Annotated in this window: 24 protein-coding genes; 13 read left to right on the top strand and 11 right to left on the bottom strand. The window is 68.5% G+C overall.

Annotation, left to right across the window (positions count from 1 at the left end; genetic code table 11):
- Positions 1 to 12: 12 nt before the first annotated feature.
- Entirely contained in the window at positions 13 to 1,092 is a 1,080-nt protein-coding gene (locus tag ABD810_RS02165; RefSeq protein WP_344933518.1) for an inositol-3-phosphate synthase, read from the top strand.
- A 321-nt stretch (positions 1,093 to 1,413) separates the two neighbouring features.
- Here the strand turns inward: ABD810_RS02165 and idi are convergent, their stop codons facing one another.
- Positions 1,414 to 2,028, bottom strand: coding sequence for an isopentenyl-diphosphate Delta-isomerase (gene idi, locus ABD810_RS02160; RefSeq protein ID WP_344933515.1), 615 nt, complete (start codon positions 2,026 to 2,028; stop codon positions 1,414 to 1,416).
- 443 nt (positions 2,029 to 2,471) lie between these two features.
- On the opposite strand from idi, the gene ABD810_RS02155 reads away from it, so the two are divergent.
- Positions 2,472 to 3,791, top strand: a complete 1,320-nt coding sequence (locus tag ABD810_RS02155; RefSeq protein WP_344933512.1) for an MFS transporter — start codon at positions 2,472 to 2,474, stop codon at positions 3,789 to 3,791.
- An 85-nt stretch (positions 3,792 to 3,876) separates the two neighbouring features.
- Here ABD810_RS02155 and ABD810_RS02150 read toward each other — a convergent pair whose 3' ends face one another.
- The 3 genes from ABD810_RS02150 to ABD810_RS02140 form a co-directional block, all read right to left on the bottom strand.
- A complete protein-coding gene (locus tag ABD810_RS02150; RefSeq protein ID WP_344933510.1) occupies positions 3,877 to 4,014 on the bottom strand; it encodes a hypothetical protein in 138 nt (45 codons plus the stop codon).
- Positions 4,015 to 4,086: 72 nt separating this feature from the next.
- Entirely contained in the window at positions 4,087 to 5,565 is a 1,479-nt protein-coding gene (locus ABD810_RS02145; RefSeq protein ID WP_344933508.1) for an aspartate aminotransferase family protein, read from the bottom strand.
- A gap of 329 nt (positions 5,566 to 5,894) precedes the next feature.
- Positions 5,895 to 7,334, bottom strand: a complete 1,440-nt coding sequence (locus ABD810_RS02140) for a CCA tRNA nucleotidyltransferase (protein WP_425566834.1) — start codon at positions 7,332 to 7,334, stop codon at positions 5,895 to 5,897.
- Between the two features lie 144 nt (positions 7,335 to 7,478).
- Between ABD810_RS02140 and ABD810_RS02135 the strand changes: the two genes are divergently transcribed.
- The 8 genes from ABD810_RS02135 to trxA all read left to right on the top strand — a co-directional run bounded on the left by ABD810_RS02135 (position 7,479) and on the right by trxA (position 16,703).
- Positions 7,479 to 8,057 carry an aminoacyl-tRNA deacylase gene (locus tag ABD810_RS02135; protein ID WP_344933503.1) on the top strand — a complete coding sequence of 193 codons (579 nt, stop codon included), beginning with the start codon at positions 7,479 to 7,481 and terminating at the stop codon, positions 8,055 to 8,057.
- 46 nt (positions 8,058 to 8,103) lie between these two features.
- Positions 8,104 to 10,245 carry a DUF6049 family protein gene (locus ABD810_RS02130; protein ID WP_344933500.1) on the top strand — a complete coding sequence of 714 codons (2,142 nt, stop codon included), beginning with the start codon at positions 8,104 to 8,106 and terminating at the stop codon, positions 10,243 to 10,245.
- Complete coding sequence (murJ, locus tag ABD810_RS02125) at positions 10,242 to 11,864, top strand: murein biosynthesis integral membrane protein MurJ (RefSeq protein WP_344933497.1); 1,623 nt, start codon at positions 10,242 to 10,244, stop codon at positions 11,862 to 11,864. The genes ABD810_RS02130 and murJ overlap by 4 nt, the downstream gene beginning before the upstream one ends.
- A 181-nt stretch (positions 11,865 to 12,045) precedes the next feature.
- Positions 12,046 to 13,542 carry a protein kinase family protein gene (locus ABD810_RS02120; protein WP_344933493.1) on the top strand — a complete coding sequence of 499 codons (1,497 nt, stop codon included), beginning with the start codon at positions 12,046 to 12,048 and terminating at the stop codon, positions 13,540 to 13,542.
- A gap of 13 nt (positions 13,543 to 13,555) precedes the next feature.
- Entirely contained in the window at positions 13,556 to 14,200 is a 645-nt protein-coding gene (gene sigM / locus ABD810_RS02115; RefSeq protein WP_344933490.1) for an RNA polymerase sigma factor SigM, read from the top strand.
- Complete coding sequence (locus ABD810_RS02110) at positions 14,190 to 15,188, top strand: zf-HC2 domain-containing protein (protein WP_344933487.1); 999 nt, start codon at positions 14,190 to 14,192, stop codon at positions 15,186 to 15,188. Before sigM ends, ABD810_RS02110 begins: the two co-directional genes overlap by 11 nt.
- A gap of 237 nt (positions 15,189 to 15,425) precedes the next feature.
- On the top strand, positions 15,426 to 16,367 hold the full coding sequence (gene trxB, locus ABD810_RS02105; protein WP_344933484.1) for a thioredoxin-disulfide reductase: 942 nt from the start codon (positions 15,426 to 15,428) through the stop codon (positions 16,365 to 16,367).
- Positions 16,368 to 16,379: 12 nt separating this feature from the next.
- Complete coding sequence (trxA, locus tag ABD810_RS02100) at positions 16,380 to 16,703, top strand: thioredoxin (protein ID WP_344933481.1); 324 nt, start codon at positions 16,380 to 16,382, stop codon at positions 16,701 to 16,703.
- Positions 16,704 to 16,850: 147 nt separating this feature from the next.
- Here trxA and ABD810_RS02095 read toward each other — a convergent pair whose 3' ends face one another.
- The gene (locus ABD810_RS02095) at positions 16,851 to 17,468 is read right to left on the bottom strand and encodes a GNAT family N-acetyltransferase (protein ID WP_344933478.1); all 618 of its coding nucleotides are present in this window, start codon (positions 17,466 to 17,468) and stop codon (positions 16,851 to 16,853) included.
- Between the two features lie 413 nt (positions 17,469 to 17,881).
- On the opposite strand from ABD810_RS02095, the gene ABD810_RS02090 reads away from it, so the two are divergent.
- The 3 genes from ABD810_RS02090 to ABD810_RS02080 all read left to right on the top strand — a co-directional run bounded on the left by ABD810_RS02090 (position 17,882) and on the right by ABD810_RS02080 (position 21,337).
- Positions 17,882 to 19,114 carry an aminotransferase-like domain-containing protein gene (locus ABD810_RS02090; protein ID WP_344935374.1) on the top strand — a complete coding sequence of 411 codons (1,233 nt, stop codon included), beginning with the start codon at positions 17,882 to 17,884 and terminating at the stop codon, positions 19,112 to 19,114.
- A 75-nt stretch (positions 19,115 to 19,189) separates the two neighbouring features.
- Positions 19,190 to 20,155 carry a D-alanine--D-alanine ligase family protein gene (locus ABD810_RS02085; RefSeq protein ID WP_344933475.1) on the top strand — a complete coding sequence of 322 codons (966 nt, stop codon included), beginning with the start codon at positions 19,190 to 19,192 and terminating at the stop codon, positions 20,153 to 20,155.
- Positions 20,156 to 20,290: 135 nt separating this feature from the next.
- A complete protein-coding gene (locus tag ABD810_RS02080) occupies positions 20,291 to 21,337 on the top strand; it encodes a threonine aldolase family protein (protein ID WP_344933472.1) in 1,047 nt (348 codons plus the stop codon).
- Between the two features lie 346 nt (positions 21,338 to 21,683).
- On the opposite strand, the gene ABD810_RS02075 is transcribed toward ABD810_RS02080, so the two are convergent.
- From ABD810_RS02075 to yidD, 6 genes are all read right to left on the bottom strand, one after another.
- Complete coding sequence (locus ABD810_RS02075) at positions 21,684 to 22,646, bottom strand: ParB/RepB/Spo0J family partition protein (protein ID WP_344933470.1); 963 nt, start codon at positions 22,644 to 22,646, stop codon at positions 21,684 to 21,686.
- A gap of 147 nt (positions 22,647 to 22,793) precedes the next feature.
- On the bottom strand, positions 22,794 to 23,609 hold the full coding sequence (locus tag ABD810_RS02070) for a ParA family protein (protein ID WP_344935372.1): 816 nt from the start codon (positions 23,607 to 23,609) through the stop codon (positions 22,794 to 22,796).
- A gap of 257 nt (positions 23,610 to 23,866) precedes the next feature.
- Positions 23,867 to 24,556 carry a 16S rRNA (guanine(527)-N(7))-methyltransferase RsmG gene (rsmG, locus tag ABD810_RS02065; RefSeq protein WP_344933467.1) on the bottom strand — a complete coding sequence of 230 codons (690 nt, stop codon included), beginning with the start codon at positions 24,554 to 24,556 and terminating at the stop codon, positions 23,867 to 23,869.
- A 414-nt stretch (positions 24,557 to 24,970) separates the two neighbouring features.
- Positions 24,971 to 25,471: a Jag family protein gene (locus ABD810_RS02060; RefSeq protein ID WP_344933464.1), complete on the bottom strand. Its 501-nt coding sequence runs from the start codon at positions 25,469 to 25,471 to the stop codon at positions 24,971 to 24,973.
- A 27-nt stretch (positions 25,472 to 25,498) separates the two neighbouring features.
- Entirely contained in the window at positions 25,499 to 26,458 is a 960-nt protein-coding gene (yidC, locus tag ABD810_RS02055; RefSeq protein WP_344933461.1) for a membrane protein insertase YidC, read from the bottom strand.
- 4 nt (positions 26,459 to 26,462) lie between these two features.
- The gene (gene yidD, locus ABD810_RS02050; protein WP_344935370.1) at positions 26,463 to 26,696 is read right to left on the bottom strand and encodes a membrane protein insertion efficiency factor YidD; all 234 of its coding nucleotides are present in this window, start codon (positions 26,694 to 26,696) and stop codon (positions 26,463 to 26,465) included.
- Positions 26,697 to 26,773 lie beyond the last annotated feature (77 nt).

Genomic DNA, 26,773 nt, shown 5'->3' with positions numbered 1-26,773 from the left:
GGAGCGAGTGCGATGGGTTCCGTGCGCGTAGCCATCGTCGGAGTCGGCAACTGTGCCGCGGCGCTTGTGCAGGGCGTGCATTACTACAGGGACGCCGACCCCGCCAGCCGGGTGCCGGGCCTGATGCACGTTCAGTTCGGCGACTACCACGTCGGTGACGTGGAGTTCGTGGCGGCCTTCGACGTCGATGCCAAGAAGGTCGGCCGTGACCTTTCCGAGGCGATCGTGGCCTCGGAGAACAACACGATCAAGATCTGCGATGTGCCGCCTACGGGCGTCACTGTGCAGCGTGGCCCCACCTATGACGGCCTGGGTGAGTACTACCGTGAGATGATCGACGAGTCCGACGAGGCTCCGGTCGACGTGGTCGCGGCGCTCCGTGAGTGCCAGGCCGACGTTCTGGTGTCCTACCTGCCCGTGGGTTCGGAGGACGCCGACCGTTACTACGCCCAGTGCGCCATCGACGCGGGCGTCGCCTTCGTCAACGCGCTTCCGGTCTTCATCGCCTCCGACCCGGTCTGGGCGCAGAAGTTCACCGACGCGGGCGTCCCGATCGTCGGCGACGACATCAAGTCGCAGGTCGGCGCGACCATCACCCACCGGGTCATGGCCAAGCTCTTCGAGGACCGCGGGGTCGAGCTGCTGCGTACGTACCAGCTCAACTTCGGCGGCAACATGGACTTCATGAACATGCTGGAGCGCAAGCGCCTCCAGTCCAAGAAGATCTCCAAGACCCAGTCTGTGACGTCGCAGATCCCGCACGAGATGGCCAAGGCCGACGTCCACATCGGCCCGTCCGACCACGTGCCGTGGCTCGACGACCGCAAGTGGGCCTACGTCCGCCTGGAGGGCAGGTCCTTCGGCGACACCCCGCTGAACCTCGAGTACAAGCTCGAAGTGTGGGACTCGCCGAACTCCGCCGGCGTCATCATCGACGCGGTCCGCGCCGCCAAGATCGCCATGGACCGCGGCATCGGGGGGCCGATCCTGTCGGCTTCCTCGTACTTCATGAAGTCGCCGCCGGAGCAGTACTCCGACGACGAGGCTCGCGACGCCGTCGAGCAGTTCATCCGCGGCGAGATCGAGCGCTGACCCCGCCAACCCAACCGGCGGCCCGCCACAGGGCCGCCGCCCATATATACGACGACCGAAGAGGCGTCCACGGCTCCCACAAGCCAGGGACGCCTCTTCTTTCGTGACGGCTTCTTTCGTGACGGCCAGGGACGCTCTTCACACGTGACGAGCCGGGAACGCCTTCGTACGTGACGAGCCGGGAACGCCTTCGTACGTGACGAGCCGGGAACGCCTTTTTGTACGCGACGAGCCGGGGACGCGCTCCTCACACGTGACCAGCCAGGAACGCCTCTTCTCACGTGGCGAGCCGGTAAGGCCTCTTCTTCGTGAACCAGCGGCCTAGTGGGGGCTGCGTGCCGCGGGCGGGAGGGTCGCCGGATCGGCCGCGGCCCAAAGGGAAGGGTCGGGACCCATCGCGGTGAGGAGCGGCACCTGTTCGCCGCACCACGGAGAGATCGCGAGCAGGCCCGTCATGGCGTCGTCCGTGAACTCCTTCCACGGCATCCATCGGGCGCCGCCGACCTCCTCGGGGTTCGGGCGCGGTTCGCTGGACACGATGGCTCGGAACACCGGGCACATCTCGTGTTCCACCGTGCCGTCCTCCATCACCGCGCGGTACGCGAACCGGGGCAGCATGAGCTCCACGCTGTCGGCGGCCAGGCCCAGCTCGTAGGACAGCCGGCGAGCGACGGCGTCCACCAGCGGCTCTCCGGGAAGCGGGTGGCCGCAGCAGCTGTTCGTCCACACCCCCGGCCATGTGCGCTTGTGGGTGGCACGCCGAGTCAGCAGAACCCTTCCATCGCCGTCGAACACATAGCAGGAGAACGCCAGGTGGAGTGGTGTGTCGACGCCGTGCACGACCGTCTTGGGCGCTGTGCCGATCGCCTCGCCTTCGGCGTTCACGAGCACGACGTGTTCGTCATGGGTGGTCACCTGTCGAGGGTACGTGATCATGTCTACTGTCTCCGTGCCGCTGACCGGCCGTCAGCCGCCAAGGTCAGAGAACCGTCATCCACAGGTAGGCAAACGTCACACTAAGTAGACCCTCCCTCTACCTACAGCCACCCACAGTCCACCACCACCCCAGCGCTCCACCACCCGGCTACCCAGCATCCACCACCACCCCAGCACCTGAACCACGGAACCCACCGCCACCCGCCACCCCCAAAACCGCCACCCCGACCCCGGAACCGCCACCCTGACCCCCGAACCCACCCCAGCCAGGCAAAACCCCCGCCACCCTGACCCCAACCGCCACCCTGACCCCCAACCGCCAACCCTGACCCCCGAACCCACCGCAGCCATCCCAAAACCCCCTGGCGACCAGGAAGCCATCGCCTCCCCGGCCACGCGGAGCGAGAGGACCTCAGGGATGTTCCCGATGTGGTGCTCGACCCATGGCCAGTAGGCTGATCCGCGTGCCCTCTGTCTCCGACCTCCGTGCCGTCCTTCGGGGCCGGGACTTCAGACGACTGTTCGCCACCCGCCTCGTCTCGCAGTTCTCCGACGGCGTCTTCCAGTTCGCCGTCGCGGGGTACGCCTTCTTCACCCCGGAGAAGCAGACCAGCGCGGCCGAGGCGGCCGTCGCGTTCGCCGTCCTGCTACTGCCCTACTCGATTCTCGGCCCCTTCGCCGGGGTGTTCATCGACCGCTGGTCCCGGCGCCAGATCCTGGTCATCGCACCGGTGGTCCGAGGGGGCCTCCTTGTCATCGCCGCCCTGCTGGTGGCGCTGAACGCTCCCGACTGGTGCTTCTACGGCGCCGCTCTGGCGGTGCTGGGTGTCAACCGCTTCTTCCTGTCCGCTCTGAGCGCCTCGCTGCCCCATGTGGTCGACGGGGAGCGCCTGCTGCTGGCGAACGCCGTCACCCCGACCTCGGGCACGGTGGCCACCTTCTTCGGGGCCGGAGTGGGATACCTGCTGCGCCTGGCCTTCGGCGCTGAGCACAGCGGTACGGCCCTGTTGCTGGTCGTCTCCGGCGTGGTGTTCGGCCTGAGCGCGCTGATCGCCTCGACCATGCACAGAAGCCTGCTCGGCCCGTCGTACGACCCACAGCGGCCGCAGGCCCGCGAGGCCGTCCGCCACGTGATCACCGGCATGGTCGACGGCGCCCGCCATGTGGTGCACATGAGGTCCCCGGCCACCGCGCTGGCCAGCATGGCCGCCCACCGGTTTCTCTACGGCATGACCATCGTCATGACCGTGATGCTCTACCGCTTCTACTTCACCACGAACGTGGAGGCCGGCCTTACCCACATCACCGGGGTGCTCGCCACCTCGGGCCTGGGGTTCTTCGCGGCCGCGCTGATCACCCCATGGGCCACCGAGCGCTTCCGTCCCGAGGGATGGATCCCGATCATGCTGGCCACGGCAGGCGTGCTCGAGCTGGCACTCTGCCTGCCCTTCCACCAGATCGGGTTCCTGGCGGCCGGCTTCGTGCTGGGCGTCACCGGGCAGAGCGTGAAGATCTGCGCCGACACGATCGTGCAGCGCGACGTCCAGGACGCCTACCTCGGCCGGGTGTTCTCGATCTACGACATGCTCTTCAACGGCATGTTCGTGCTGGCCGCCGTCGTCGCGGCACTACTCCTGCCGCCCAACGGCAAGTCCTACGTGGTCCTGGTGATCGCCTCCGTGGGGTACATGCTCAGCGCCCTCGGCTACCGCCTCCTCACCGGAGGCACCTCCCCCCGCACCCCCCAAGAAGTAACCCAATAACCCCCGAACCCCGCCCCCTGACCACGGACCAACCGTGACGACGTCATCCGCCCCAATCGCTTCCCAGGCGTATCCGGCCAACCCGTCATCGCCCGCCGTCCAGCTCGCCGTCTCCCCGGTGGCTCTGCCAACCGCCACCCGCCGTCTCCCAGGCGTATCCGGCCAACCCGTCATCGCCCGCCGTCCAGCTCGCCGTCTCCCCGGTGGCTCTGCCAACCGCCACCCGCGCCGTCTCCCAGGCGTATCCGGCCAACCCGTCATCGCCCGCCGTCCAGCTCGCCGTCTCCCCTGTTGTCTATCGCAGGCGTCTCCCCGATGATCCGTTGGAGATCGCCGCGGCCGCGGCCTTCATTGCGGTGGTGATCTGGGTGAGGTCGACGGTGTCGGTGGTGTAGGGCGGCATCGTGTACAGAAGATGACCGAAGGGCCGTAGCCAGACGCCGTGCTCCATCACGATGTTCTGGATCATCGCCACGTCGACGGGACGCTCGGTCTCGATCACACCGATCGCTCCAAGGACCCGCACGTCCCTGACGCCCGGAGCACCGGCGATGCCGGCGAGCCCGTCGACCAGGCCGGCCTCGATGCGCTTGACCTCGTCGCGCCACGGACGCTCCTCCAGCAGGCTGAGCGAGGCGTCGGCGACGGCCGCCGCGAGCGGGTTGCCCATGAAGGTCGGCCCGTGCATCAGCACGCCGATCCGCTCAGCCACCTCGGCGGTGCAGAGGGTGGCGGCCATGGTGAGGTAGCCGCCGGTCAGTGCTTTGCCCAGGCACATGATGTCGGGTCTTATGCCCGCATGGTCGCAGCCGAACAGCTCGCCCGTGCGGCCGAACCCCGTGGCGATCTCGTCGGCGATCAGGAGGACGCCGTGCTCGTCGGCCAGCTCCCGCAGCCTTCGGAGGTAGGCGGGATGGTAGAAGTGCATGCCTCCGGCGCCCTGCACCACGGGCTCGACGATGATCGCCGCCAGCTCACCGGCGTGCCGTGCCACCATGTCGTCCAGATGATCGAGATACGCCTCATCGACCAGAGACTCGGCGGGCCGCCCTCCAGGACCCGAGCCACCGTTCCGTTCAAGATCCGAGCCGCCGTTCCGTCCAGGACCTGAACCGTGGTCCCCTCCAGAACCTGAACCGTCGTCCCCTCCAAGACCCGAACCGTCGTCCCCTCCAGGATCCGAACCGCCGTTCCCGAGTCGAGGACCGTGGCCCTGGAGAGGGGAACCCTGATCGGGGTGGCGGCCGTATCCGCCGGGTGGTCTTTCGGCGAAGAGGTGTTGGGGGAGCACGCCGGTGAAAAGGTGGTGCATGCCGTTGACCGGGTCGCAGACCGACATGGCCCCGAAGGTGTCACCGTGGTAGCCGCCCTTGACGGTGAGCAGGCGGCTCCTGCCTGTGGCCTGGATCGCCATCTTGATGGCCACCTCGACCGCCACCGACCCGGAGTCGGCGAGGAAGACCTTCTCGAGACCCGTCATCGCCGCCAGGCGCCGCGCCAGCCGTACGGCGGGCTCGTGGGTGAGGCCGCCGAACATCACATGCGCCATAGAGTCGAGCTGGTCGCGGGCGGCGGCGTTGAGCCGTGGGTGGTTGTGGCCGTGGATGGCCGCCCACCATGAGGACATGCCGTCGATCAGCTCACGTCCGTCGGCGAGCGTCAGCCGTACGCCGTCTGCCCGGACCACGGGGTGAGCGGGGGCGGCCGGAGAGGCCGCGGCGTACGGATGCCACAGGTGTCTCCGGTCAAGGTCACGCAGTGTCTCGGCGTCCACCCGGCCACCCTAGACCCGGCCCACCTCTCCCATCAGCAAGCCCCGCCCGCCTGTGGACAACTCCCGCAACCGGCTCCTGCCCTGGGCAACTCCCAGAGCCCGGTCCTGCCTGTGGACAACCTCCGGAAAGTCGGTCATGCCGTGGCCAGACTCAGAACCCGGCCCTGCCTGTGGCGACTCCCGGCACTGAATCCCGCCTGTGGACAACTCCCGGAACTCGACCCTGCTCATGGGCGATTCCCGGAGGTCGGTCCTGCCTGTGGACAACTCCCGTGGCCGGGTTCTGCTTGTGGACAAGTCCGAGGACACTCGCGCAGCCCCGACAAAGGCTAGCCCGGGATGACGCCCTGCTTGCGTGCCCACTCGACCAAGGCGTTGGTGGCGGCTTCTCTGCCGACGATGCCCTGGTCGAGGCGCATGTCGAGCAGGAACTTGTAAGCCTTGCCGATCACCGGCCCAGGCCCGACGCCCAGGATCTCCTGGATCTCGTTGCCGTCGAGCTCGGGCCGCATCTTCGCCAGCTCCTCCTCGTCGGCGAGACGGGCGATGCGCTCCTCCAGGCCGTCGTAGGTGCTGGACAGCACCTGCGCCTTGCGCTTGTTGCGGGTGGTGCAGTCGGCCCGGGTGAGCTTGTGCAGACGCTCGACCAGATGCCCGGCGTCGCGGACGTAGCGGCGCACCGCCGAGTCGGTCCACTCGCCCGTGCCGTAACCGTGGAAGCGCAGGTGCAGCTCGACCAGGCGCGAGACGTCGGCGACGACATCCTTGGGGAACCGCAGCTCGGTGAGCCGCTTCTTGGTCATCTGGGCGCCCACGACCTCGTGGTGGTGGAAGGACACCCGCCCGCCCTCTTCGTACCGGCGTGTCTTGGGCTTGCCGATGTCGTGCAGCAGCGCCGCCCAGCGGAGCACGCGGTCGGGACCGGCGGCCTCCAGCGTGATGGCCTGCTCCAGCACGATCAGCGTGTGCTCGTAGACGTCCTTGTGCCGGTGGTGCTCGTCGATCTCCAGCCGCAGTTTGGGCAGCTCGGGAAGGACGTGGGTGGCGAGGCCGGTGTCCACGAGAAGGCCGAGGCCCTCCCTCGGGTGCTCGCCGCAGATCAGCTTGTCGAGCTCGTCGCGGATGCGCTCGGCCGAGACGATCTCGATGCGGTCGGCCATCGAGGTCATCGCGGCGACCACGGACGGATCGACGGTGAACCCGAGCTGGGAGGCAAAGCGCGCCGCCCGCAGCATCCTGAGCGGGTCGTCGTCGAAGGACTGCTGAGGCGTGCCCGGCGTGCGTAGGACCTTCGCGGCGAGGTCGGTCAGCCCGCCGTACGGGTCGACGAACTCGTGTCCCGGCAGCCGCACCGCCATCGCGTTGACCGCGAAGTCGCGCCTTTCGAGGTCGGCCTCGAGGGTCTCGCCGTAGATCACCTCGGGCTTGCGCGACTTCGGATCGTACGACTCGCTGCGGTAGGTGGTGATCTCGAGGACCCAGGCCCCCTTGCGCACGCCCACCGTGCCGAAGTCGATGCCGATGGTCCAGATGGAGTCGGCCCAGTCCTTGACCATCTCGAGCACCTGCTCCGGGCGGGCGTCGGTGGTCAGGTCGAGGTCGTTGCCGATCCGGCCGAGGAAGACGTCGCGAACCGAACCACCGACCACGGCGAGCTCGTGCCCATGCGCGGCGAACACGTCGCCGAGCTCATCGGCGACGGGAGCAATCCGCCGGAATAGGTCGATCACGGCCTTCTGCTGACTAACGCTCAGATTTGAGACGGACAAGCTGGGTAGGTCCTTCGGTTACGGAAGAGAATCTCCGCGCTAGCCCTGGTGTAACCAGCTAGGGGATACACCCCACGCGATCACCAGGTTACGGTCAGTCGTAGATCTGTCGGGGGCACCCGGACAAGACAAGGAGCACGAGAGATGAAAGACGCCCTCGCGATCCACCGCCGGCTGCTGTCCCACCAGATCCACCATGAGATCGTACGGCTTCCGCGCCCCTTGACGTGCGCCGACGACCTCCCTGGAATTCTCCACGTCGAGCCGTCTTCGTGCATCCGGGTTACCGTCTTCGAGGTCACGACGCGCAACCGGCGAGAGCCCGTGGCCGTGGTCACGACGGTCGCTTGCCCTCCGCGGCCAGGCTCCATCGGAGCCCTGCTCGGCGCCCGGCGTGTACGGCCGGCGCCCGCGTTCCTGATCAATTCCGCCACCGACTACGCCGCCACATCGGTGTCACCTCTACTGCTCCCCGAAGAGCTCACAGTGCTGATCGACGAGCGCCTGACCGCCTCCCGGGACCCGGACGAGATGGTGTACACGCCGACCGGAGAGCGCCGTACAGCGCTGCGGCTCGGGGTGCTTGACCTGCTCTCACTCACTCCAGGCAAACGCGTGGACCTCCAGGCGGCGCGGCACAAGGCGGTGCGCATGCCGGGCTCCAAGGAAGTACGGCCGGTGATGGGGCTCCCCCGCTGCGAATCGCCGCCCGCTCTGCTTTAGGCCATACCATTCTGGGCGTGCGCCGAACTCCACCCCTGGCCGGCACGTGACACGCGGAGCCGCCCTGATCTCTGTTCTGACCGCCGCGTTCCTCATCGCCCCGGCGGCCGTCGCCAGTGTCGGCGCATCTCAAGCGGCCCTGGCCGAGCAGATGACGAGCGCGACGGCGGCGTCCCGTCAGGACGTCCAGATCGTGGTGAACTCCGTCACGCCCCAGGTGGCGCGCGACCCCGCCACGCCGATCACGATCTCCGGATCCGTCGCCAACACCGGCGCGGCCCCCCTCGCCGGCGTCTCGGTGCGCCTGCGCTTCTCCCGGCAGAAGTTCCTCACCCGGGCGACCATGCAGGCCTTCGCCGACGGCGGCCCGATCCTCGACTCCCCGTGGCGCACCATCTTCGTGAACGAGTTCGCGCCGTCGGGGAAGGTGCCGTGGGAGTTCTCCCTCACGCCGGCAGAGCTCCAGATGTTCGGCTTCGGCGTCTACCCCCTCACCATCGAGCTGGTGGACGGGGTGGGCCGGCAGCTCGCCGCCCAGCGCACGTTGCTTCCCTTCGCCTCGAAGGACCAGCCGGTCACCCGCACCAAGATCGCTTGGGCGCTTCCGCTCATGGACCAGCCCCATCGCGGCGACGACGCCACCTTCGTCGACGAGGGCCTGCGGCAGGCGGTCGCCGACGACGGGCGCCTCGGCAAGATCCTGAAGATCGCGGAGACCCCGTCCAAGGGTGTGAGCTGGTTCGTCGACCCCGCTCTCCTCGACGACGCGCAGGCCATGGCCAAGGGCTACATGCTCAAGTCCGGCGCGCGCACGCTCAAGAAGCCCCCCGACCAGGGGGCCGCGCAGTGGCTGCAGAGGCTGCGCGGCGCCCTCTCCGAGGCCCCCGTCTCCGCGACCCCGTACGCCGACCCCGACGTCACGGCCGTGAGCCACCACGGGCTCGACACGGCGACGGGGATCGCGCTCACCAAGGGCGCCTCCATCGCCACCGACCTGCTCGGCAAGGACGTGGGGACCACCACCAACTGGCCGATGGGCGGGCTGGTCGACCACGACGCCCTCGACGTGCTGGCGGTGGGCGGCGTCAAGCGGGTGCTCCTCACCTCGGCCGCCCTCCCGCCGAACCCTCCGCTGACCTACACTCCCGACGCCGCCGCCTCGATCCCGACCGTCCAGGGTCCGGTCGACGCGCTGCTGGTCGATCCGGTGCTGAGCCAGCTCATCACCCCGGCCGACACCTCCGCCCCCGGTTCCGCGGCGCTCGTCACCCAGCGGTTCCTCGCCGAGACCGCGATGATCAGCGTCGAACGGCCCGACGAGCCGCGCTCGGTCATCGCCGCGCCGCCGCGCCGGTGGAATCCCGACCCGGAATTCGTGACGGCCCTGCTCAAGACGGCGGCCACCACGCCCTGGCTCAAGCCGGTCTCCCTGAGCTCCATCAAGCCGTCCAAGACGGCCGTGCCGCGTTCCGACCTCGTCTACACCGAGAAGGACGCGCAGGGCGAGCTCCCCCGGTCCTACATCGGCACCGTGAAGAAGCTCGGTAATCGCGCCGAGCTCACGGTCGCGGTCACCAAGGACCCTCGCCGGATCTTCGACACCGCCCTTCTGCGGCTCACCTCGACGGCCTGGCGTGGACGCACGAACAGTGCCGGTCCGCTGCTCAAGCAGCTCGACGCGGCCGTGACGACGCGCACCAACGCGATCTCCATCACCAGCGAGCAGCGCACGCTCGCGGGCAAGAACGGCATCGTCCCGATCAGCATTCGCAATGATCTTCCAGACGAAGTGGTCACCGTGGGGGTGAAGATCACCTCCAGTGACCGGAAGCTGCTCACCATCGGTGCGTACGAGTCGCCGGTCACCATCAGCCCCGGCAAGACCAAATCCCTCGACATCCCCATGATCGCCAATAGCACCAGCGGCGGCCAGACGACGTTCAAGGTGCAGCTCACCAGCGTCGGCGGAGCAAGTTACGGCCTTCCGGTCGAGGTGACGGTCAACAGGACCGGATACACCGAGATCGCGCTGGTGATCGTCGGGGCCGCCCTCACCGTCATGCTCGCCGCCGTGATGCTGCGCGTCCTGCGCCGCCACTCGCGGCGGCCCGCGAAGGGCCGCAGAGCCGGGCGGCCCGGTCCCCGGGCCGTACCCGAACCGGCACAGCATCGAGAGGGTCCTTCATGAGCCGGATGTTGCGCGCCAGCGCGATCATGGCAGCGGGCACCATGGTGTCCCGCCTGACCGGCTTCGTCCGTACGGCGGTGCTCGCCTCGGCCATCGGCGTCGCGGCCCTGGGCGACGCTTACAACGTCGCCTACACGATCCCGTTCATCCTGTTCGACCTCCTCATCGGAGGGGTGCTCAGCAGCGTGATCGTCCCCATGATCGTCAAGGCGCAGAAGTTCGACGCCGACGGCGGGCGGGCCTACGAGCAGCGGCTGATGACCGTGGCGACGATGGCGCTTCTCGCCATCGCCGCGCTGGGCGTGCTCTGCGCCCCGCTGCTCATCGAGCTTCTCACCACCGACCTGACGCCTCGTGGCGCCGACGTCGCCACCACGCTGGCGCGCTACATCCTTCCCCAGATCGCGTTCTTCGGGATCGGCGCGATCGCCGGCGCCATCCTCAACACCCGTGACCGGTACGCCGCGCCGATGTGGGCGCCGGTGCTCAACAACCTCATCGTCATCACGGTCGGCCTGCTCTACCTCTTCGCCAGCCGGGCCGGTGGCGACATCGACGCGGTGACCTCCTCCGACCTGCTCCTCCTCGGCCTGGGCACCACGGCCGGCATCGTGATCCAGTCGGTCGTCCTCGTCATCGCGGTGCACCGTGTCGGGTTCCGGTTCGTGCCCCGCTTCGACCTGCGCAACGCCAGGCTCGGCGAGATGGGCCGCGCGGGGGTGTGGACGCTCGCCTTCGTCGTGCTGAACCAGACCGGCTACATCATCACCACCAACCTGGCGACCGGCGCCACCGGCAAGGCGGCCGAGCAGGGCACCGGCAACGTCGCCGGCATCGCGTCGTACAGCTACGCCTTCCAGCTGTTCCAGCTGCCCTACGGCATCATCGCCGTCTCGGTGATCACCGCGATGCTCCCCCGTATGAGCCGGTACGTGCACGAGGGCCGGTTCGACGCCATCCGTGATGAGTTCGCCTCCGGGGTGCGGCTGGTGGCATCGGTGATCGTGCCGGCGGGGCTGCTGCTCATGGTGCTCGGCCCGGCGGTGACCGTGCTGATCTTCGCCCACGGCAGCACCTCGGTGGACGACGCCGTGAACATGGGGAACGTTCTGCAGGTGTTCGGCCTGGCGCTGGTGCCCTTCTCGGTCTACCAACTGCTGCTGCGCGTCTTCTACAGCTTCGGCGACACCCGCACCCCCGCGCTGATCGCGGGAGGGAACGTCCTGGTGAACGCCGCGCTGAGCTTCATCCTCTACTTCACGTTGCCGCCGCACCTCATCGTCATGGGCCTCGCCCTCTCCTTCACCGCCGCGTACGTCGTGGGCGGCGCGGTCGCCTGGAGGCTCGCCAGCCGCAAGGTGGGCGGCGGGCTCGGCGGCAGGATCGTCGCCTCGGGACTGTCGCGGATGTACGTCGCCGCCATCCCGGCCGCCGTCATCGCCCTCATCGCCCTGTGGGCGACCAAACAACTGGCCGGGGTCACGCCGCTGAGCTCGGGGATCATGCTTGTGACGGGCGGCGGTCTGGGCATGCTGATTTACCTGGTCACATCGCAGCGAATGCGAATCGCAGAAATCAGCTCGATCATTGGACTTGTGGCGGGACGGGTAGGCCGCTAGTCATAGGTAACCCGGAAGTCCGGTTCGCCCGTGTTCCAAGGGGAACACGGGCGGAGCCCGCTCCGCACTACCATGGTGCCCGGTGCATCGTGGTGACAGGGCACTGCCAGCTGACAAGGAGCAGGAGGGGCGTGGGGGTATTCGCACGGACATCGCCCACGACCAGGGAGAGGATCGCCTCATGAGCGCCCCGGCCGTGGAACCAGGTGGCCGTCTGGCCGACCGGTTCCGCCTGGAAGACCGCGTCAGCGAGTCAGGTGGCGCCACCTTGTGGAAGGCCATCGACGAAGTGCTCGCGCGGCCTGTCTGCGTCCTCACGCTGTCACCCGAGTTCGAGCGGACCGTCGAGGTGGTGACCGCCGCCCGCGGCGCCAGCCGCCTGACCGACCCCCGGCTGACACAGGTCTTCGACGCCGCCGAGGAAGACGGCCAGGCCTATGTCGTCAGCGAGTGGGTCACCGGCGAGACCTTGACCGACATGGTGTCCTCGGGGCCGATGGCACCCGAGCGCGCGGCCGCGCTCGTCGCGGAGGCCGCGGAGGCGGTGACCCATGCCCACGAGTCGGGGCTCGCTCATCTCTGCCTCACACCCGACCGCCTGATCTGGACGGCCGGCAGCACCGTCAAGCTGCTCGGCCTGGCCGTGGACGCATCCCTGTGCGCCATGGAGAGCGAGGACCCCGCCCGCGACGACGCCCAAGGGCTCGGACGGCTGCTCTACACCGCGCTGACCGGCCACTGGCCGGGCGAGGGCGACGTGGGCCTCCCGCCCGCCCCGCTCGACGACGGCAAGGTCTGCACGCCGCGGCAGGTCACGGCCGGGGTTCCCGGCTTCCTCGACGCGATCACCTGCCGGGCGCTCATGCAGGAGCCCCGGCGCGGCCTTCCGGCGCTGGCGACCCCCGCCGACGTGGCGGAGGCGCTCGCCGAGGTGCCACGGCCCGCGCCCGTGCCGGTTTCGGGGTTGCCGCCCGCGCTCAGCCTGCGCGCGGAGGCTCCCGACGACACCGACACCCGGCAGTCCCGGCAGCCGCCTCAACGGACCTCCGCACCGCGCGCCCCGCAGCGCTCCGGCGGCATGGTGAACCGCGCCATGATCACCGTGGTGATCATCCTGATCATCGCCGCGGTGGGCATCGGCGCCTGGACCCTGGGCCAGAGCCTCGGCAAGCGGCCACTGGCGCCCGCCGCCTCCTCTTCCGCCTCGGAGCCGCCGGCACCCAAGATCGTCACGGTGAAGCCATCGAGGGCCGACGGCTTCGACCCGCTGGGCAGCGACCGTTCTGAGCACCCAGACCTCGCCCGCCTGGCCGTCGACGGCAAGCCGTCGACCGAGTGGCACACCGACAAGTACGAGAGCCCTCAGCTCGGCAGGCTCAAGGAAGGCGTCGGTCTCATCCTGGAGATGGGGAAGCAGACCTCGATCTCCGATGTGGTCGTCACGCTGGGCGACACGCCTGGCTCGTCGATCGAGCTCAAAGTCGGCAACTCGGCCGACCTGGGCTCCCTGAAAACGGCCGCCAAGCAGGAGAATGTCTCCGGCACGGTGACCCTCACACCGGAGAAGGCCACCAGCGGTCAGTACGTTTTGATCTGGTTTACGCGCCTTCCGGCCTTTGAGGGGAAGTTTCGTGGCACCATCTATGACGTAGTGGTGCACTCTCCCGGATCGGCCTAACAGGACACGCGTTGTGAACCCTCCTCCCGATAGCCCGCCGGCGTCACAGCACGCCGCACGGTCCGCGTTGTCCGACGCGGACCTGCTGACGAGCCATATCGGCGGTGATCCACACGCCTTCAGCGAGATCGTCCGCCGACATCGCGACCGCATGTGGGCCGTGGCGCTGCGCACTCTCGGTGACCCCGACGAGGCCGCCGATGCCGTACAGGACGCCTTCGTCTCCGCCTACCGCAAGGCCGACAGCTTTCGCGGCGAAGCGGCGGTGACCACATGGCTCCACCGCATCGTCGTCAACGCCTGCCTCGACCGCATGCGTCGCAAATCGATCCGCCCGGTCGCCGACGACGAGTTGGTCGAGGCCGCCGAGCGGGACGCGCCGATGCCCGACCAGACAGGAGAACGCGACGTCTCCATGGAGGTCACGGCGGCGCTCAAGCTGCTCCCCGCCGACCAGCGAGCCGCTTTGGTGCTGGTCGACATGATGGGTTATTCCGTGGAGGACGCTGCCCAAGTGCTCGAAGTACCGACAGGCACGATCAAGAGCAGATGTGCGCGGGGCCGCGCGAAACTTGCCCCAATTCTTTCGCATCTGCGGAACCGATCAGACCTAACCCGCGTCTCATCCGCGAAGGGAGCAGAACTTCGTGACGGGTGATACGCACTACGACTTGGAGATCCTTGCAGAGTTGGCAGAGGGTCTTCTCGACGGCGCCACAGCCACACGGGTCCGCGAGCATCTCGCTGTATGCGATCCCTGCGGGGAGAGCCTCGCTGACCTGGCCGCGGTCCGCGAGGTATTCGCGGCCGTGCCGGTGCCGGCGATGCCGATGGGCGTCGCGCTCCGCATCGACCAGGCCCTGGCGGCCGAGGCCGAGACCAGACTGGCCGGAGGCGGGCTCAAGCTCGACGAGGCACCAGACTGGGACCGCATCATGGGCGACTCCCCCTGGGAGACCGCGCCACCGATGCCCTCGCCACCGGTCCCACTGGTGCCGGTTGCACGACAGGCCCCACAGGCTCCGGCTCCCTCGGAGCCAGAAGTCGTGCGGCTCGGCGTCGTGGCCGATGACGGGTCGATCGTCCCGGCCAGAGCCAGACGCGGGAAGACCTCCCGGCGCCGCCCCTGGGCCATGCCCGCGGCCGCGAGCGTCGCGGCGGCCGTCGTCATCGGCGCTACCGGGCTGGCCTCGACCATGCTCTCGGCCACAGGCACCGACGGCGGGCCGACAGGCTCCGTCGCCCTGCCGGCCCCGTCCTCGATCGTGGAGCCCGGCAGGACCACGGCCGAGAGGCCGCCGACCCGTAGCTACGTGATCGGCAGCAGCGACTACAACTACTCGAACACCGTGCTCAACGGCCCGCTTGCGACCTTGGTGGGCGCCACTGGCCCGGGCTCGGGAGGCGACGCGTCGGCGGACGCCACGGTCGTGCGGTGCGTCACCAAGATCTCGGAGCGGGTCGGCAGCAAGCTCGGCCTGAGCAAGGCTCCCAAGCCGATCGGCGTCGACAAGGCTTTCTACCAGGGGAACGAAGCCACGGTGATGGCCTTCTGGAAGGACCGGCTCCGCAACGCCGTCTGGGTGTACGTGGTCGACTCCAAGTGCGCCAACATGCGTCAGCCTGCTGTGAGCCGCTGGCAATAAAAGCGTTCAAGCTGGGAGAACAGTCTCCTTTGCTCCTACCGTCGAAGTCCTCCTCGGGTGACCGCGGAGGACTTCGTCATGTCGGGGACCGCGCTTGGCAGGGGAGGGAATCTCAGGCCCCTAGGATCTGTTGACGCCACTGCATCGAAGGAACAGGTAAACAAGGAGTCGGAGCGGAGTGGCGACGCACACCGGCAGTCCGGCCAGCGACCACCATGGGCACGAAAGGCGAGAGGCGTGAGCGACGTCCGTAATGTGATCATCATAGGGTCGGGGCCTGCCGGATACACGGCCGCGGTCTACGCGGCGCGCGCGGACCTCAACCCGCTCGTGTTCGAGGGCTCCGTCACCGCAGGTGGCGCGCTCATGAACACCACCGACGTGGAGAACTACCCCGGCTTCCCGGACGGCATCCTCGGGCCGGAGCTGATGGACAGCTTCCGCAAGCAGGCCGAGCGGTTCGGCGCCGAGCTGGTCGCCGACGACGTCGTCGAAGTCGACCTCGACCGCCATCCCAAGGTCGTCAAGACCGCCACGGAGACCTACCTGGCGAGGACCATCATCGTCGCCACCGGATCCGGGTACCGCGAGCTGGGCCTGCCCAACGAGAAGCGCCTCTCCGGCCACGGCGTCTCCTGGTGTGCCACGTGTGACGGCTTCTTCTTCCGCGACCAGGACATCGTGGTCGTGGGCGGCGGTGACACCGCCATGGAGGAGGCCACGTTCCTCAGCAGGTTCGCCCGGTCGGTCACGGTGGTCCACCGGCGGGACGAGCTGCGCGCCAGCAAGATCATGCAGGACCGGGCCTTCGCCAACGAGAAGATCCGCTTCATCTGGGACAGCCAGGTCGTCGACATACTCGGCGACTCCCGGGTCACGGGCGTCAGGATCCAGAACCTCAAGACCGGTGAGGAGACCGAGCTGCCGGTGACCGGCGTGTTCATCGCGATCGGTCACGACCCCCGCAGCGAGCTCTTCAAGGGGCAACTCGACGTGGACGACGAGGGCTACATCCTGGTCGACACGCCCACCACCAGGACCAACGTCGACGGTGTCTTCGCGGCCGGCGACGTCGTCGACCACACCTACCGCCAGGCGATCACCGCCGCGGGCACCGGCTGCTCGGCGTCGCTGGACGCCGAGCGGTGGCTCGCGGACCACGCCACCGTCACCAGTTAAGGGGAGAACACCTTGGGCGAGATCAAGTCTGTAACCGACGCCAGTTTCGAGGCCGACGTCCTCAAGAGCGACAAGCCTGTGATCGTCGACTTCTGGGCCGAGTGGTGCGGTCCGTGCCGCCAGGTCGCGCCGATCCTTCAGGAGATCGCGGCCGAGCACGCCGACAAGCTCACCATCGTGAAGATCAACATCGACGAGAATCCCGAGACTCCTCGCGACTACGGCGTACTCCAGATTCCGACGCTGAACGTCTATAAGAATGGAGAGGTCGTGAAGCAGATCATCGGCGCCAAGCCGAAGGCCATGCTGCTCCGCGAGCTCGACGGCGTCATCTAGACGCCCCTGCGGCCCGCGTGACGCGAGCCGTACCACCGCCTCTTCCGGCGGCACCCACCCAGCAGAGCCCCCGTGCCAGACGGCACGGGGGCTCTGTGTTTGCGTGGCCGAACGGTCCTGGCCACGTACGCAAAGGCTGAGATCGTCTCAGACGGGGCGAAGGGCGCGTTCTGGGGACATGGAGCCGAGCAACCGTTCCAGGGCCACCTCGACGTCCTCACGCCACGACACCGCGGTCTTGAGCTCCAGGCGGAGCCTCGGGAAGCGCAGATGCGGGCGGACGGTCTTGAAACCGACCGCGAGGAGATACTCGGCGGGCAGGACGCAGCCGGGCTGCTCCCACTTCAGGTCGCCGAACGCCTCGATGGCCCGGACGCCACGACGCGTCAGATCTTTCGCGACCCCCTGGATCAGCATCCGCCCGAGCCCTCCCCCGGAGAACTCCGGGATGATGTGGGCGGTCATCAGCAGGACCGCGTCGGCGCTCACCGGAGAGGTGGGGAACGCCACCGAGCGGGGCACGTACAGCGGCGGCGCGTACAGCACGAATCCGGCCGGCACACTGTCGACGTAGCAGATCTTCCCGCAGCTTCCCCACTCCAGCAGCGTCGCGGAGATCCAGGCCTCCTTCTCGAGCCCGGGGTCACCCGCGAGCTGGGCACGCTCCCCGCTGACCGGGTCGAGCTCCCAGAAGACACACCCCCGGCAGCGGCGTGGCAGATCGCCAAGGTTGTCCAGCGTGACGTTCACCAGCCGACGCGACACCCCAGGGCCCCCAATCCTTGCGAGACGGACGCGAGTCATGGCGGAAAAGCGCACGAATTACGGCGTCTCCAGACTGGCATGGTAGCCGAGTGAAAGGGGAGTACGTCGGTCCTGGTCGCCGAACCGGCCGGCCTGTCGCGCCCGATCGGCCGTCGAGCAGGGGGAAGATCGTGAGAATGCGTCTGACGACTTGATGGACGCCGGTCGGTATGCCGGGATAGATCCCCTAGGGGAGAAAACACGCGAAGGCATCGAGCCCTTCTGCCGTACTCTGGTCCCTTCGCAGTGACCTGGCTCGGCTATGCCCTAGGAGGTGGACCGTGACGGAAGAGCAGGATCACGGTCGGAGGAAGGCGACCCACGGGTCGCGCATCGACGCCTATGTCGATCGGTACGCCGCACGCGCTACCGGGATGGTCGCCTCCGAGATCCGAGCTCTTTTCGCCGTCGCGTCGAGGCCCGAGGTGGTCTCGCTGGCCGGCGGCATGCCGTACGTCACGGCCCTCCCCCTCGACACCGTCGGCGAGCTGGTCGCCGACCTGGTGGCCCAGCGGGGCACGGTGGCCCTGCAGTACGGCTCCGGCCAGGGCGACCCGCACCTGCGCGAGCAGATCTGCGAGGTCATGCGCCTGGAGGGCATCGAGGCCGGCGCGGACGACGTCGTCGTCACCGTCGGATCCCAGCAGGCCCTCGATCTGATCACCCGCATCTTCATCGACCCCGGAGACGTCGTGCTCGCCGAGGGCCCGTCGTACGTCGGCGCGCTCGGCACGTTCGCCGCCTACCAGGCGTCCGTGGTGCACGTCACCATGGACGACCAGGGGCTCGTCCCCGAGGCGCTCGCGGAGACCATCGAGTCGGTGGAGCGCTCCGGCCGCCGCATCAAGTTCCTCTACACCGTTCCGAGCTTCCAGAACCCCGCCGGGGTCACCCTCAGCCCCGCCCGGCGCAGCCAGGTGATGGAGGTCTGCCGGCGGGCCGACGTGCTGGTCGTGGAGGACAACCCGTACGGTCTGCTCGGCTTCGACGGCGACCCCATGCGGGCGCTGAGAGCGGACGATCCAGATGGGGTCGTCTACCTGGGATCGTTCTCCAAGACGCTCGCGCCGGGCTTCCGCGTCGGCTGGGCCCTCGCGCCGCACGCCGTCAGGGACAAGCTGGTGCTCGCGATGGAGTCGGCGGTGCTTTCGCATTCGAGCTTCGCGCAGCTCGCCGTCGGGCAGTACCTCGCCACCCAGCCGTGGGAAGAGCAGATCAAGTCGTTCCGCGAGCTCTACCGCGAGCGTCGTGACGCCATGCTCGGCTCCCTGGAGGCCCTCATGCCGCCCGGCTGCGCCTGGACCCGGCCCGCCGGCGGCTTCTTCGTCTGGATGACCCTGCCCGAAAGGCTCGACTCCAAGGCGATCCTGCCGCGTGCCGTCGCCGAGCGGGTCGCGTTCGTGCCCGGCACCGGTTTCTACGCCGACGGCTCCGGTGCCCGCAACATGCGCCTGTCCTATTGCTATCCGGAGCCCGACCGCATCCGGGAGGGCGTCCGCCGTCTCGCCGGCGTGGTTCAGCAGGAGCTCCGGCTGCGTGACACGTTCGGCACGGGCTCGATGCCGCCTCACGGCGGTGTCGACACGCCCGGTCCCGACCTGGCCTGAGAATTGACGTACGGGAGGCGCCCCGCCCGACCGGCGGGGCGCCTCGCCGGTCCAACGATGTAAGAAAGGTCCTCGATGAGCGATCTCGGCCATGTGCTGGTACTGGCAGGCGGGCTGTCCTACGAGCGAGAGGTCTCCCTGCGCTCGGGGCGCCGCGTAACCGAGGTGCTCCGGGCCGCCGGGATCAGCGTGGAGACGCGTGACACCGACTCGGGCCTGGTGCCCGCCGTCCTCGCCGACCCGCCGAACGTGGTGTTCGTGACCCTGCACGGCGGCAGCGGGGAGGACGGAGCCATCCGCTCGGTGCTGGAGCTCCTCTCTGTTCCGTACGTGGGGGCCGCGCCCGAGGCCTGCCGCATCGCCTACGACAAGCCGACCGCCAAGACCATGGTCCGGTCCGTGGGGGTTCGCACGCCTGACGCCGTCGTGCTGCCCAAGGAGACCTTCCACGACCTCGGCGCCTCGGCCGTGCTCGCGCGCATCATCGACCGCCTCGGGCTCCCGCTGTTCGTCAAGCCGTCGCGCGGCGGGTCCGCCCTCGGCGGGTCCATCGTCCGCAAGGCCGACGAGCTCCCGGCGGCCATGGTCGGCTGCTTCGCGTACGGGGACACCGCGCTGATCGAGCAGTACGTCGAAGGCGTGGAGGTGGCGGTCTCGGTGGTCGACCTCGGGGACGGGCCCGTCGCGCTGCCGCCCGTGGAGATCGTCGCCGACGAGGGCGTGTACGACTACTCCGCCCGTTACACCGCCGGGCACACCGAGTTCTTCGCTCCGGCGCGGCTACGGCCCGAGGTGGCGGAGGCGTGCGCGAAGCTGGCCGTCACCGCGCACACTGCCCTCGGCCTGCGGGACCTCTCTCGGACCGACCTCATCGTCGACTCCCTCGGCCTGCCGCACTTCCTGGAGGTCAACGTGGCTCCGGGGATGACGGAGACCTCCCTTCTCCCGATGGCCGTGGAAGCCGCGGGCAAGGACCTCGGCGCCATCTGCCGCGCCCTCCTAGAATCCGCCCTCCACCGCACCCACCCCCCCACCCCATAAACCCCCCACCCAACCGCCACCTCACAACGGGCCGGCTCACCACCGAACCCCGTCCCACCTCCAAAACTCCACCCCGTCCGGTCGACGAGGGACCGTCCTGTGCGTCTCGGTTCGGGGGCGGCGTAGCCTGGCGGCGTGATCGAACCGCTATACGCCAAGAGCTTCGCGAGCGACAACCACGCCGGAGCGCACCCGTCCGTGCTGGACGCCGTCAACGCCGCCAACTTCGGGGACGCTCCCGCCTATGGCGACGACAGGTGGACCGCCATCCTCGGCGACCAGATCCGCGCCGAGTTCGGCGACCAGGCCACGAGCCTGGTCGCTCTGAACGGCACCGGTGCCAACATGATCTCGCTGAGCCTCATGCTGGGACGTCGCTACGATGCGGTCGTCTGCCCGGACACGGCGCACATCGCCACCCATGAGACAGGCGCCAGCGAGCGCGTCCTTGGGGTCAAGCTCGTCACCGTCCCCACCCCCGATGGAAAGCTGACGCCTGAGGACGTGACCGCGCGGCTCGGAGGCCGGGGGAACATCAGCGAGGTCCAGCCACGGGTGGTCTCCATCTCCCAGGTGACCGAGCTGGGCACCTGTTACACGCCCGCCGAGATCACCGCGCTGGCGGACACGGCCCACGCGAACGACATGCTGCTCCATATGGACGGCGCCCGCCTGGCCAACGCCGCCGCCTTCCTCGGATGCTCCCTGCGAGACCTGACCACCGACGCCGGTGTCGACGTGCTCAGCTTCGGAGCCACCAAGAACGGCGCCCTCGTCGGGGAAGCGGTGATCGTGCTCCGTCCGGAGCTCGCTGAGGCCGGACCGTACCTGAGGCGGCAGACCCTCCAGCTCGCTTCGAAGATGCGTTTCATCTCGGCGCAGCTGTCAGCGCTCTTGACCAGGGAGCTGTGGCGGGAGAACGCCGCCCACGCGAATGCGATGGCGCGCAGGCTGGCCGACGGTGTGGCCGATCTCCCCGGGCTGAGCCTCCGGTGGCCGGTCGAGTCCAACGCCGTCTTCGCCGCCCTTCCCACCGAGGCGATCAGCGAGCTGCAATCCCGCTACCTCTTCCACGTATGGGACGCGCCGAGCGGCGTCGTCCGGTGGATGACCGCCTTCGACACCTCCCCCGAAGACGTGGACACGTTCCTCACCGACATCCGCCAAACCCTCAAAGCCTGACCCCTCCCCCCGCCACCCCTACACCCGTCCGCGTCCCCGCCTCTCCGCCTCCCCAGGCCTCCACCTCTCCACCTCCCCACGCCTCCACCTCTCCCTCCGACGCCACTCCCCCTGCGACGCGACGGTCCTCACAGCCACCTCAGACGACTCACCGTTTCACGTGAAACCACGAAGCCGTCCAACGTCAACGCCCGCGACCCGAGGTGGCGGTTGACACACCCCGCCACCTCCACCGGGCAAGCCAACGCAGAGCGACGGGAAGAAACGTCCCGGCGACGGGGAAGGAGTGACACGGAAAGCCGGACCTGAGTGACACGGACGGTCCATCAGGTCCATGGTGGGGGCGTCAGTCGTCTATTGCGTGGAAGGTGCTGGCGGCGTCGGGGGCCATTGCTCCGATGATGCGCTCCAGGTCGTCCATGGTGGCGAACTCCACGACGATGCGGCCCTTGTGCCGGCCCTTGTCGACCTTCACCCGGGTCTCGAAGTGGTCGGACAGCCGGTGGGCGAGGCTTGCCAGGACCGGCTCAGGGGCGTCCTTCACCCGGCGGACCCGGGGCGCCGGAGCAGCGGTCGCCTCCCCCATCGAAACGATCTCCTCCACGGTGCGGACGGAGAGACCTTCGGCCACGATGCGGCCGGCGAGACGCTCCTGAGCCGCGGGGTCGCTGAGGGTGAGCAGCGCCCGGGCGTGCCCGGCACTGATCGTCCCGGCCGCGACGCGGAGCTGGACGTTGGCAGGGAGATTGAGAAGACGAAGCGTGTTGCTGATGTGCGACCGAGAGCGACCGACCCGCTGGGCGAGCTGCTCGTGGGTGGCGCCGAAGTCGTCGAGAAGCTGGCGGTAGGCCGCCGCCTCCTCCAGCGCGTTGAGCTGCTCCCGCTGAAGGTTCTCGATCAACGCGTCGCGGAGCAGCGCGTCGTCCTGGGTGCTCCGGACGATCGCGGGGATCTCCTTGAGCTCCAGGAGCTGGGACGCCCGCCAGCGCCGCTCCCCCATGATGAGCTCGTAGCGCCCTCCACCCACCGAGCGCACCACGATGGGCTGGAGAAGCCCGACCTCGCGAATGGAGTCGGCGAGCTCGCGGAGAGCGTCCTCGTCGAAGATCTCGCGGGGCTGCCGCGGGTTCCGCGTGATCGACTCGACCGGGATCTCGAGGAAGTAGGCGCCCTCGACCGGCTTCAGCCCTTCGCCTGCCGATGGCGGCTCCGGAGCCGCTCCCGTGGCACTCGGAACCTCGATGATCGGCCCGGTGGGGATCAGGGCTCCAAGTCCCTTCCCCAGTCCACCACGCCTCTGCTGGCCCACGACTCCTCCTCGCCCAACGGCCCGCTCGCGCGGAGACGGCCACCATCGTCGTCGCCGTTCTCGCCCGCCGCGTCTTCGAATCGATCCTGACGTTCCGATCGGCCCGGCGCGGGACACTCCACAGGAGGGTACCGCTGCCGGACAGGGTCAGCTTCCCGCCACCGCCGCGCCGCGGAAGGCGATCTCCCTCGCCGCCTCCATGTACGCCATGGCCCCGCTGGAGCCGGCGTCGTAGGTCAGCACGGACTGACCGTAGCTGGGCGCCTCGGATACCCGGACGCTTCGCGGGATGACCGTGCTGAGCACCGTGTCGCCGAAGTGCGAGCGCACCTCGTCGGCCACCTGCGACGCCAGCCGCGTACGGCCGTCGTACATCGTGAGCAGGATCGTGGAGACCCGGAGCACCTGGTTCAGGTGCACGCGGACGAGCTCGACGTTCTGGAGGAGCTGGCTGACGCCCTCCAGCGCGTAGTACTCGCACTGGATGGGGATCAGCACCTCCTCGGCCGCCACCATGGCGTTCACGGTGAGCAGGCCGAGTGAGGGCGGGCAGTCGATGAGGATGTAGTCGAGCTCGATCGCGTCGAACGCCTCCAGCGCCCGCTTGAGCCGAGCCTCCCTGGCCACCAGCGACACCAACTCGATCTCCGCCCCGGCCAGACCGATGGTCGCCGGCGCGCAGTAAAGGTTCGGCATGTCGGGGACCGGGCTGACGATCTCTCCCAGAGGGAGATCTTCGACCAGCACCTGGTACACCGAGGGAATGTCACCTCGGTGCTCCACGGACAGCGCGGTGGACGCGTTGCCCTGCGGGTCCAAGTCGACCACGAGCACCCGTAGGCCATGCATCGACAGACCCGCCGCCAGGTTCACGGCCGTCGTGGTCTTGCCAACCCCGCCCTTCTGGTTGGCGATGGTGATGATGCGCTGCTTCTGAGGGCGTGGCCAGTCGCCCTCCTGCATGGACGAGGAGTAGCCGATCGAAGCGGCGGCCACGGGGGTGGCCGGAACTGTTTCACGTGAAACCACTGAGCTGAGCGCCTCTCGGACCAGCGGCGATTCGCCGGGGTTAAGGGGGGGCTGTGACACGGTCGTCATCCTTTCAACCGGCGTGGCAGCAGCGGGTGCCGAAGGCCAGCCAAGGCCCGAAGGCCTTCCGCTCGAAACGGAGACATGACTCCCCGGCCAGCCAAGGCCGTCTGCCGTACCCGGCATAACCGTCACCTCTTCCGTCGGCGCCGCGTACCCTGCGCACCTGGGGCTGGTGAATTTCCGGCGACCACCCGGACGAGAGTCGCGGGCGGATCGACCTTACCGCGCCCGACCGTCACAAGCTCGGCGGTCTGCACCCCATACGCCCGCAATCGCTCCGCGGCGGCGTGAAGCTCCTCGGCCGCGCGCTCCCCCTTCATCGCCAGAAGCTGGCCGCCCTCGCGAAGCAGAGGCAGCGACCACGTCAGGAGACGGTCAAGCGGTGCCACGGCCCGCGCGGACGCGACGTCGAAGACCCGCTTCCCCACCAACTCCTCGGCCCGCCCGCGCAGCACCTCCACGTTGGTCAGCTTCAGCCCTTCCACGCACTCTTCGAGGAACGTGGTCCTGCGAAGAAGGGGTTCGAGGAGGGTCACCCGGATGTCGGGCCGCACGATCGCCAGGACGATGCCGGGAAGCCCCGCGCCGGAGCCGATGTCGACGAGGCGCGCGGCCTCGGGCACCGCCTCCGCCACCACCGCGCAGTTCAGCAGGTGCCGGTCCCAGATCCGAGGGATCTCCCTCGGGCCGAGAAGGCCACGGACCACGCCGGGGCCGGCCAGCATCTCCGCGAACGCCTGGGCCCGTGGCCAGGCTTCACCGGTGAAGACCTCGTGCGCCACAGACGGCGCATCGGGTAGCTCGTCGCTTTCCGCCATCACTCACTCAACTAGAACGGTCAGACCATCTCCGCGTAAGGGTAGCCGTCTCGGCGCTCCTGCTCGGTTCCGACGCGTCGGACCTACATGACTGTGCCCGCGGGGCGAGCCCTCGGGCGCTCCTGTGGACGCCCCCCGGGAAACGGCTCGCTCCAGCAGCACCATGGGCGGCTACGGGCAATGAGCCCCTCAAGATCGAGTAGAGATTCGGAAGGGGGTGAGAGCCATCGCCGTGCAGGAATGGCCGCAACCGGTAGAAGGGAAGAGACGCATCGGATGGCCCAGCTCGCTCGTATCGGAAGAGCTCGCAACTCGCTCCGGCCGGGAGAGCCTGGAACGCCGAAGGGCCGCCGATCCGGTGGATCGGCGGCCCGTAATCCTTGGGTCCCGCCCTCGAAGGGCTGGGTGAGACGCTTACACAGGCAGCACCACGACGTAGCGCTCGGGCTCCTCGCCCTCGGACTCGCTCCTCAGCCCCGCCGCCGCGACGGCGTCATGGACGATCTTGCGCTCGAAAGGCGTCATCGGCTGGAGTGATTTCGCCTCCCCTGAGCGCTTGACGTCCTCGGCGATCTTGGTGCCAAGCCTGCTCAGCTCGACCCTGCGGCCCTGGCGGAAGCCCGCGACGTCGAGCATCAGACGCGAACGCTCGCCCGTACGGCGGTGCACGGCCAGGCGCGTGAGCTCCTGCAGCGCCTCCAGCACCTCACCGTTGGCGCCGACGAGATCGGCGCCCTTGATGTCAACGACGGACACCAGGGCCCGGTCGCCTTCGACATCCATGTCGATGTCGCCGTCGAGGTCGGCGATGTCCAGCAGCCCTTCGAGGTAGTCGGCCGCGATCTCGCCTTCCTGCTCGAGGGCGGCGATGTCGGGCGCGGCCTGGGGGGCCTGTTCCTCGTTGACTTCGGTCACGTCCGGACTCTCCTTTACGACAACCGGCTACGGCTTCTTGCTACCTGTGCGCTTGCTGCGCGGCTGCCGGGTGGGCTGCTGACGGATGATCTTCTGCTCTGGCTCGGGCTCGGGAGCGTCCTCGGGCTTCTTCGCGGCCTTGCTCGGCAGGATCTTGCTCAGCAGTCCGGGCTTGGGCTCGGGCTCCACCACGTTGCCCTTGGCGTCCACGACCGGCATCGGATGCCGACTGTAGAACCAGTGTTGCTGACCGAGGGTCCACAGGTTGGTGGTGACCCAGTAAAGGATAAGCCCGAGCGCGAAGTTGAGGCTGAACACCGCGAACAGCGGCGAGATGTACATGAGGATCTTCTGCTGCTGCGCCATGGGGTTGTCCGGCATCTGGGCCATCGACCGGGTGACGCTCTGCCGCACCGTCAGGAAGGTCGTGGCGGAGCTGACCGCCACGAAGATACCAAGGACGATCTTGGTGACGATGGGATCGGCGCCGAGTCCCTCGATCTCATGGGCACTGGTGAAGAACGTCGCCGGGATCGGCGCGCCGAAGATGTGGGCGGAACGCGCGCTGTCCACCAGCTCCTGGGTCATGCCGTAGAGGGCCTTGTCCTCCGACATCGCCCTGAGCACGGTGAACACGGAGATGAAGATGGGGAACTGAGCCACCACGGGCAGGCAGCCACCGAGAGGGTTGGCGCCCGCCGTCTGGTAGAGCTTCATGACCTCCTGGTTCATGCGCTGCTTGTCGTTCTTGTACTTCTTCCGCAGCTCCTGCACCTTGGGCGCGAGCTCCTGCATCTTCTTCGAGGAGCGCATCTGCTTGAGGAAGAGCGGGAAGATCAGCAGACGCATCAGCACGGTCAGCGTGATGATGGTGAGGGCCCAGTTCAGCCCGTTGTCTGGGGGAATGATGACGCTGTACGCCGCATGAATCCAGGCGATCACCTTAGCGACCGCTGTGTACAGCGGCTCCAGCCATGACAGCTCCACCGAGCTAGCTCCCTTGCGTTTCGTCGTGGGACCGGACCGGGCGCGGAGGCACCGGGTCGTAACCTCCCGGGTGGAAGGGGTGGCAACGCCCGATTCGCCTGGCGGTCAGCCACAGTCCCCGCAGCGCACCGTGAGTGGCGATCGCCTCGAGGCCGTAGGCACTGCAGGATGGTTCGAAGCGACATCTCGGCCCCAGCATGGGGCTGATGAAGGCTCGATAGAACCGGATCGGGAGCATGAGGGCCCGGGCGAACGGAGAGATCTCCGGGGTCCGCCGCGCGCTCACGATCGCGCCGGGCAGAGCCGCGTCCGGCG

Origin of the sequence: Sphaerisporangium flaviroseum (assembly GCF_039537005.1) — a bacterium.
Lineage (GTDB): Bacteria > Actinomycetota > Actinomycetes > Streptosporangiales > Streptosporangiaceae > Sphaerisporangium > Sphaerisporangium flaviroseum.
Note: the sequence above shows the minus strand (reverse complement) of the source record. Positions and strands in the feature narration are given on the sequence as shown.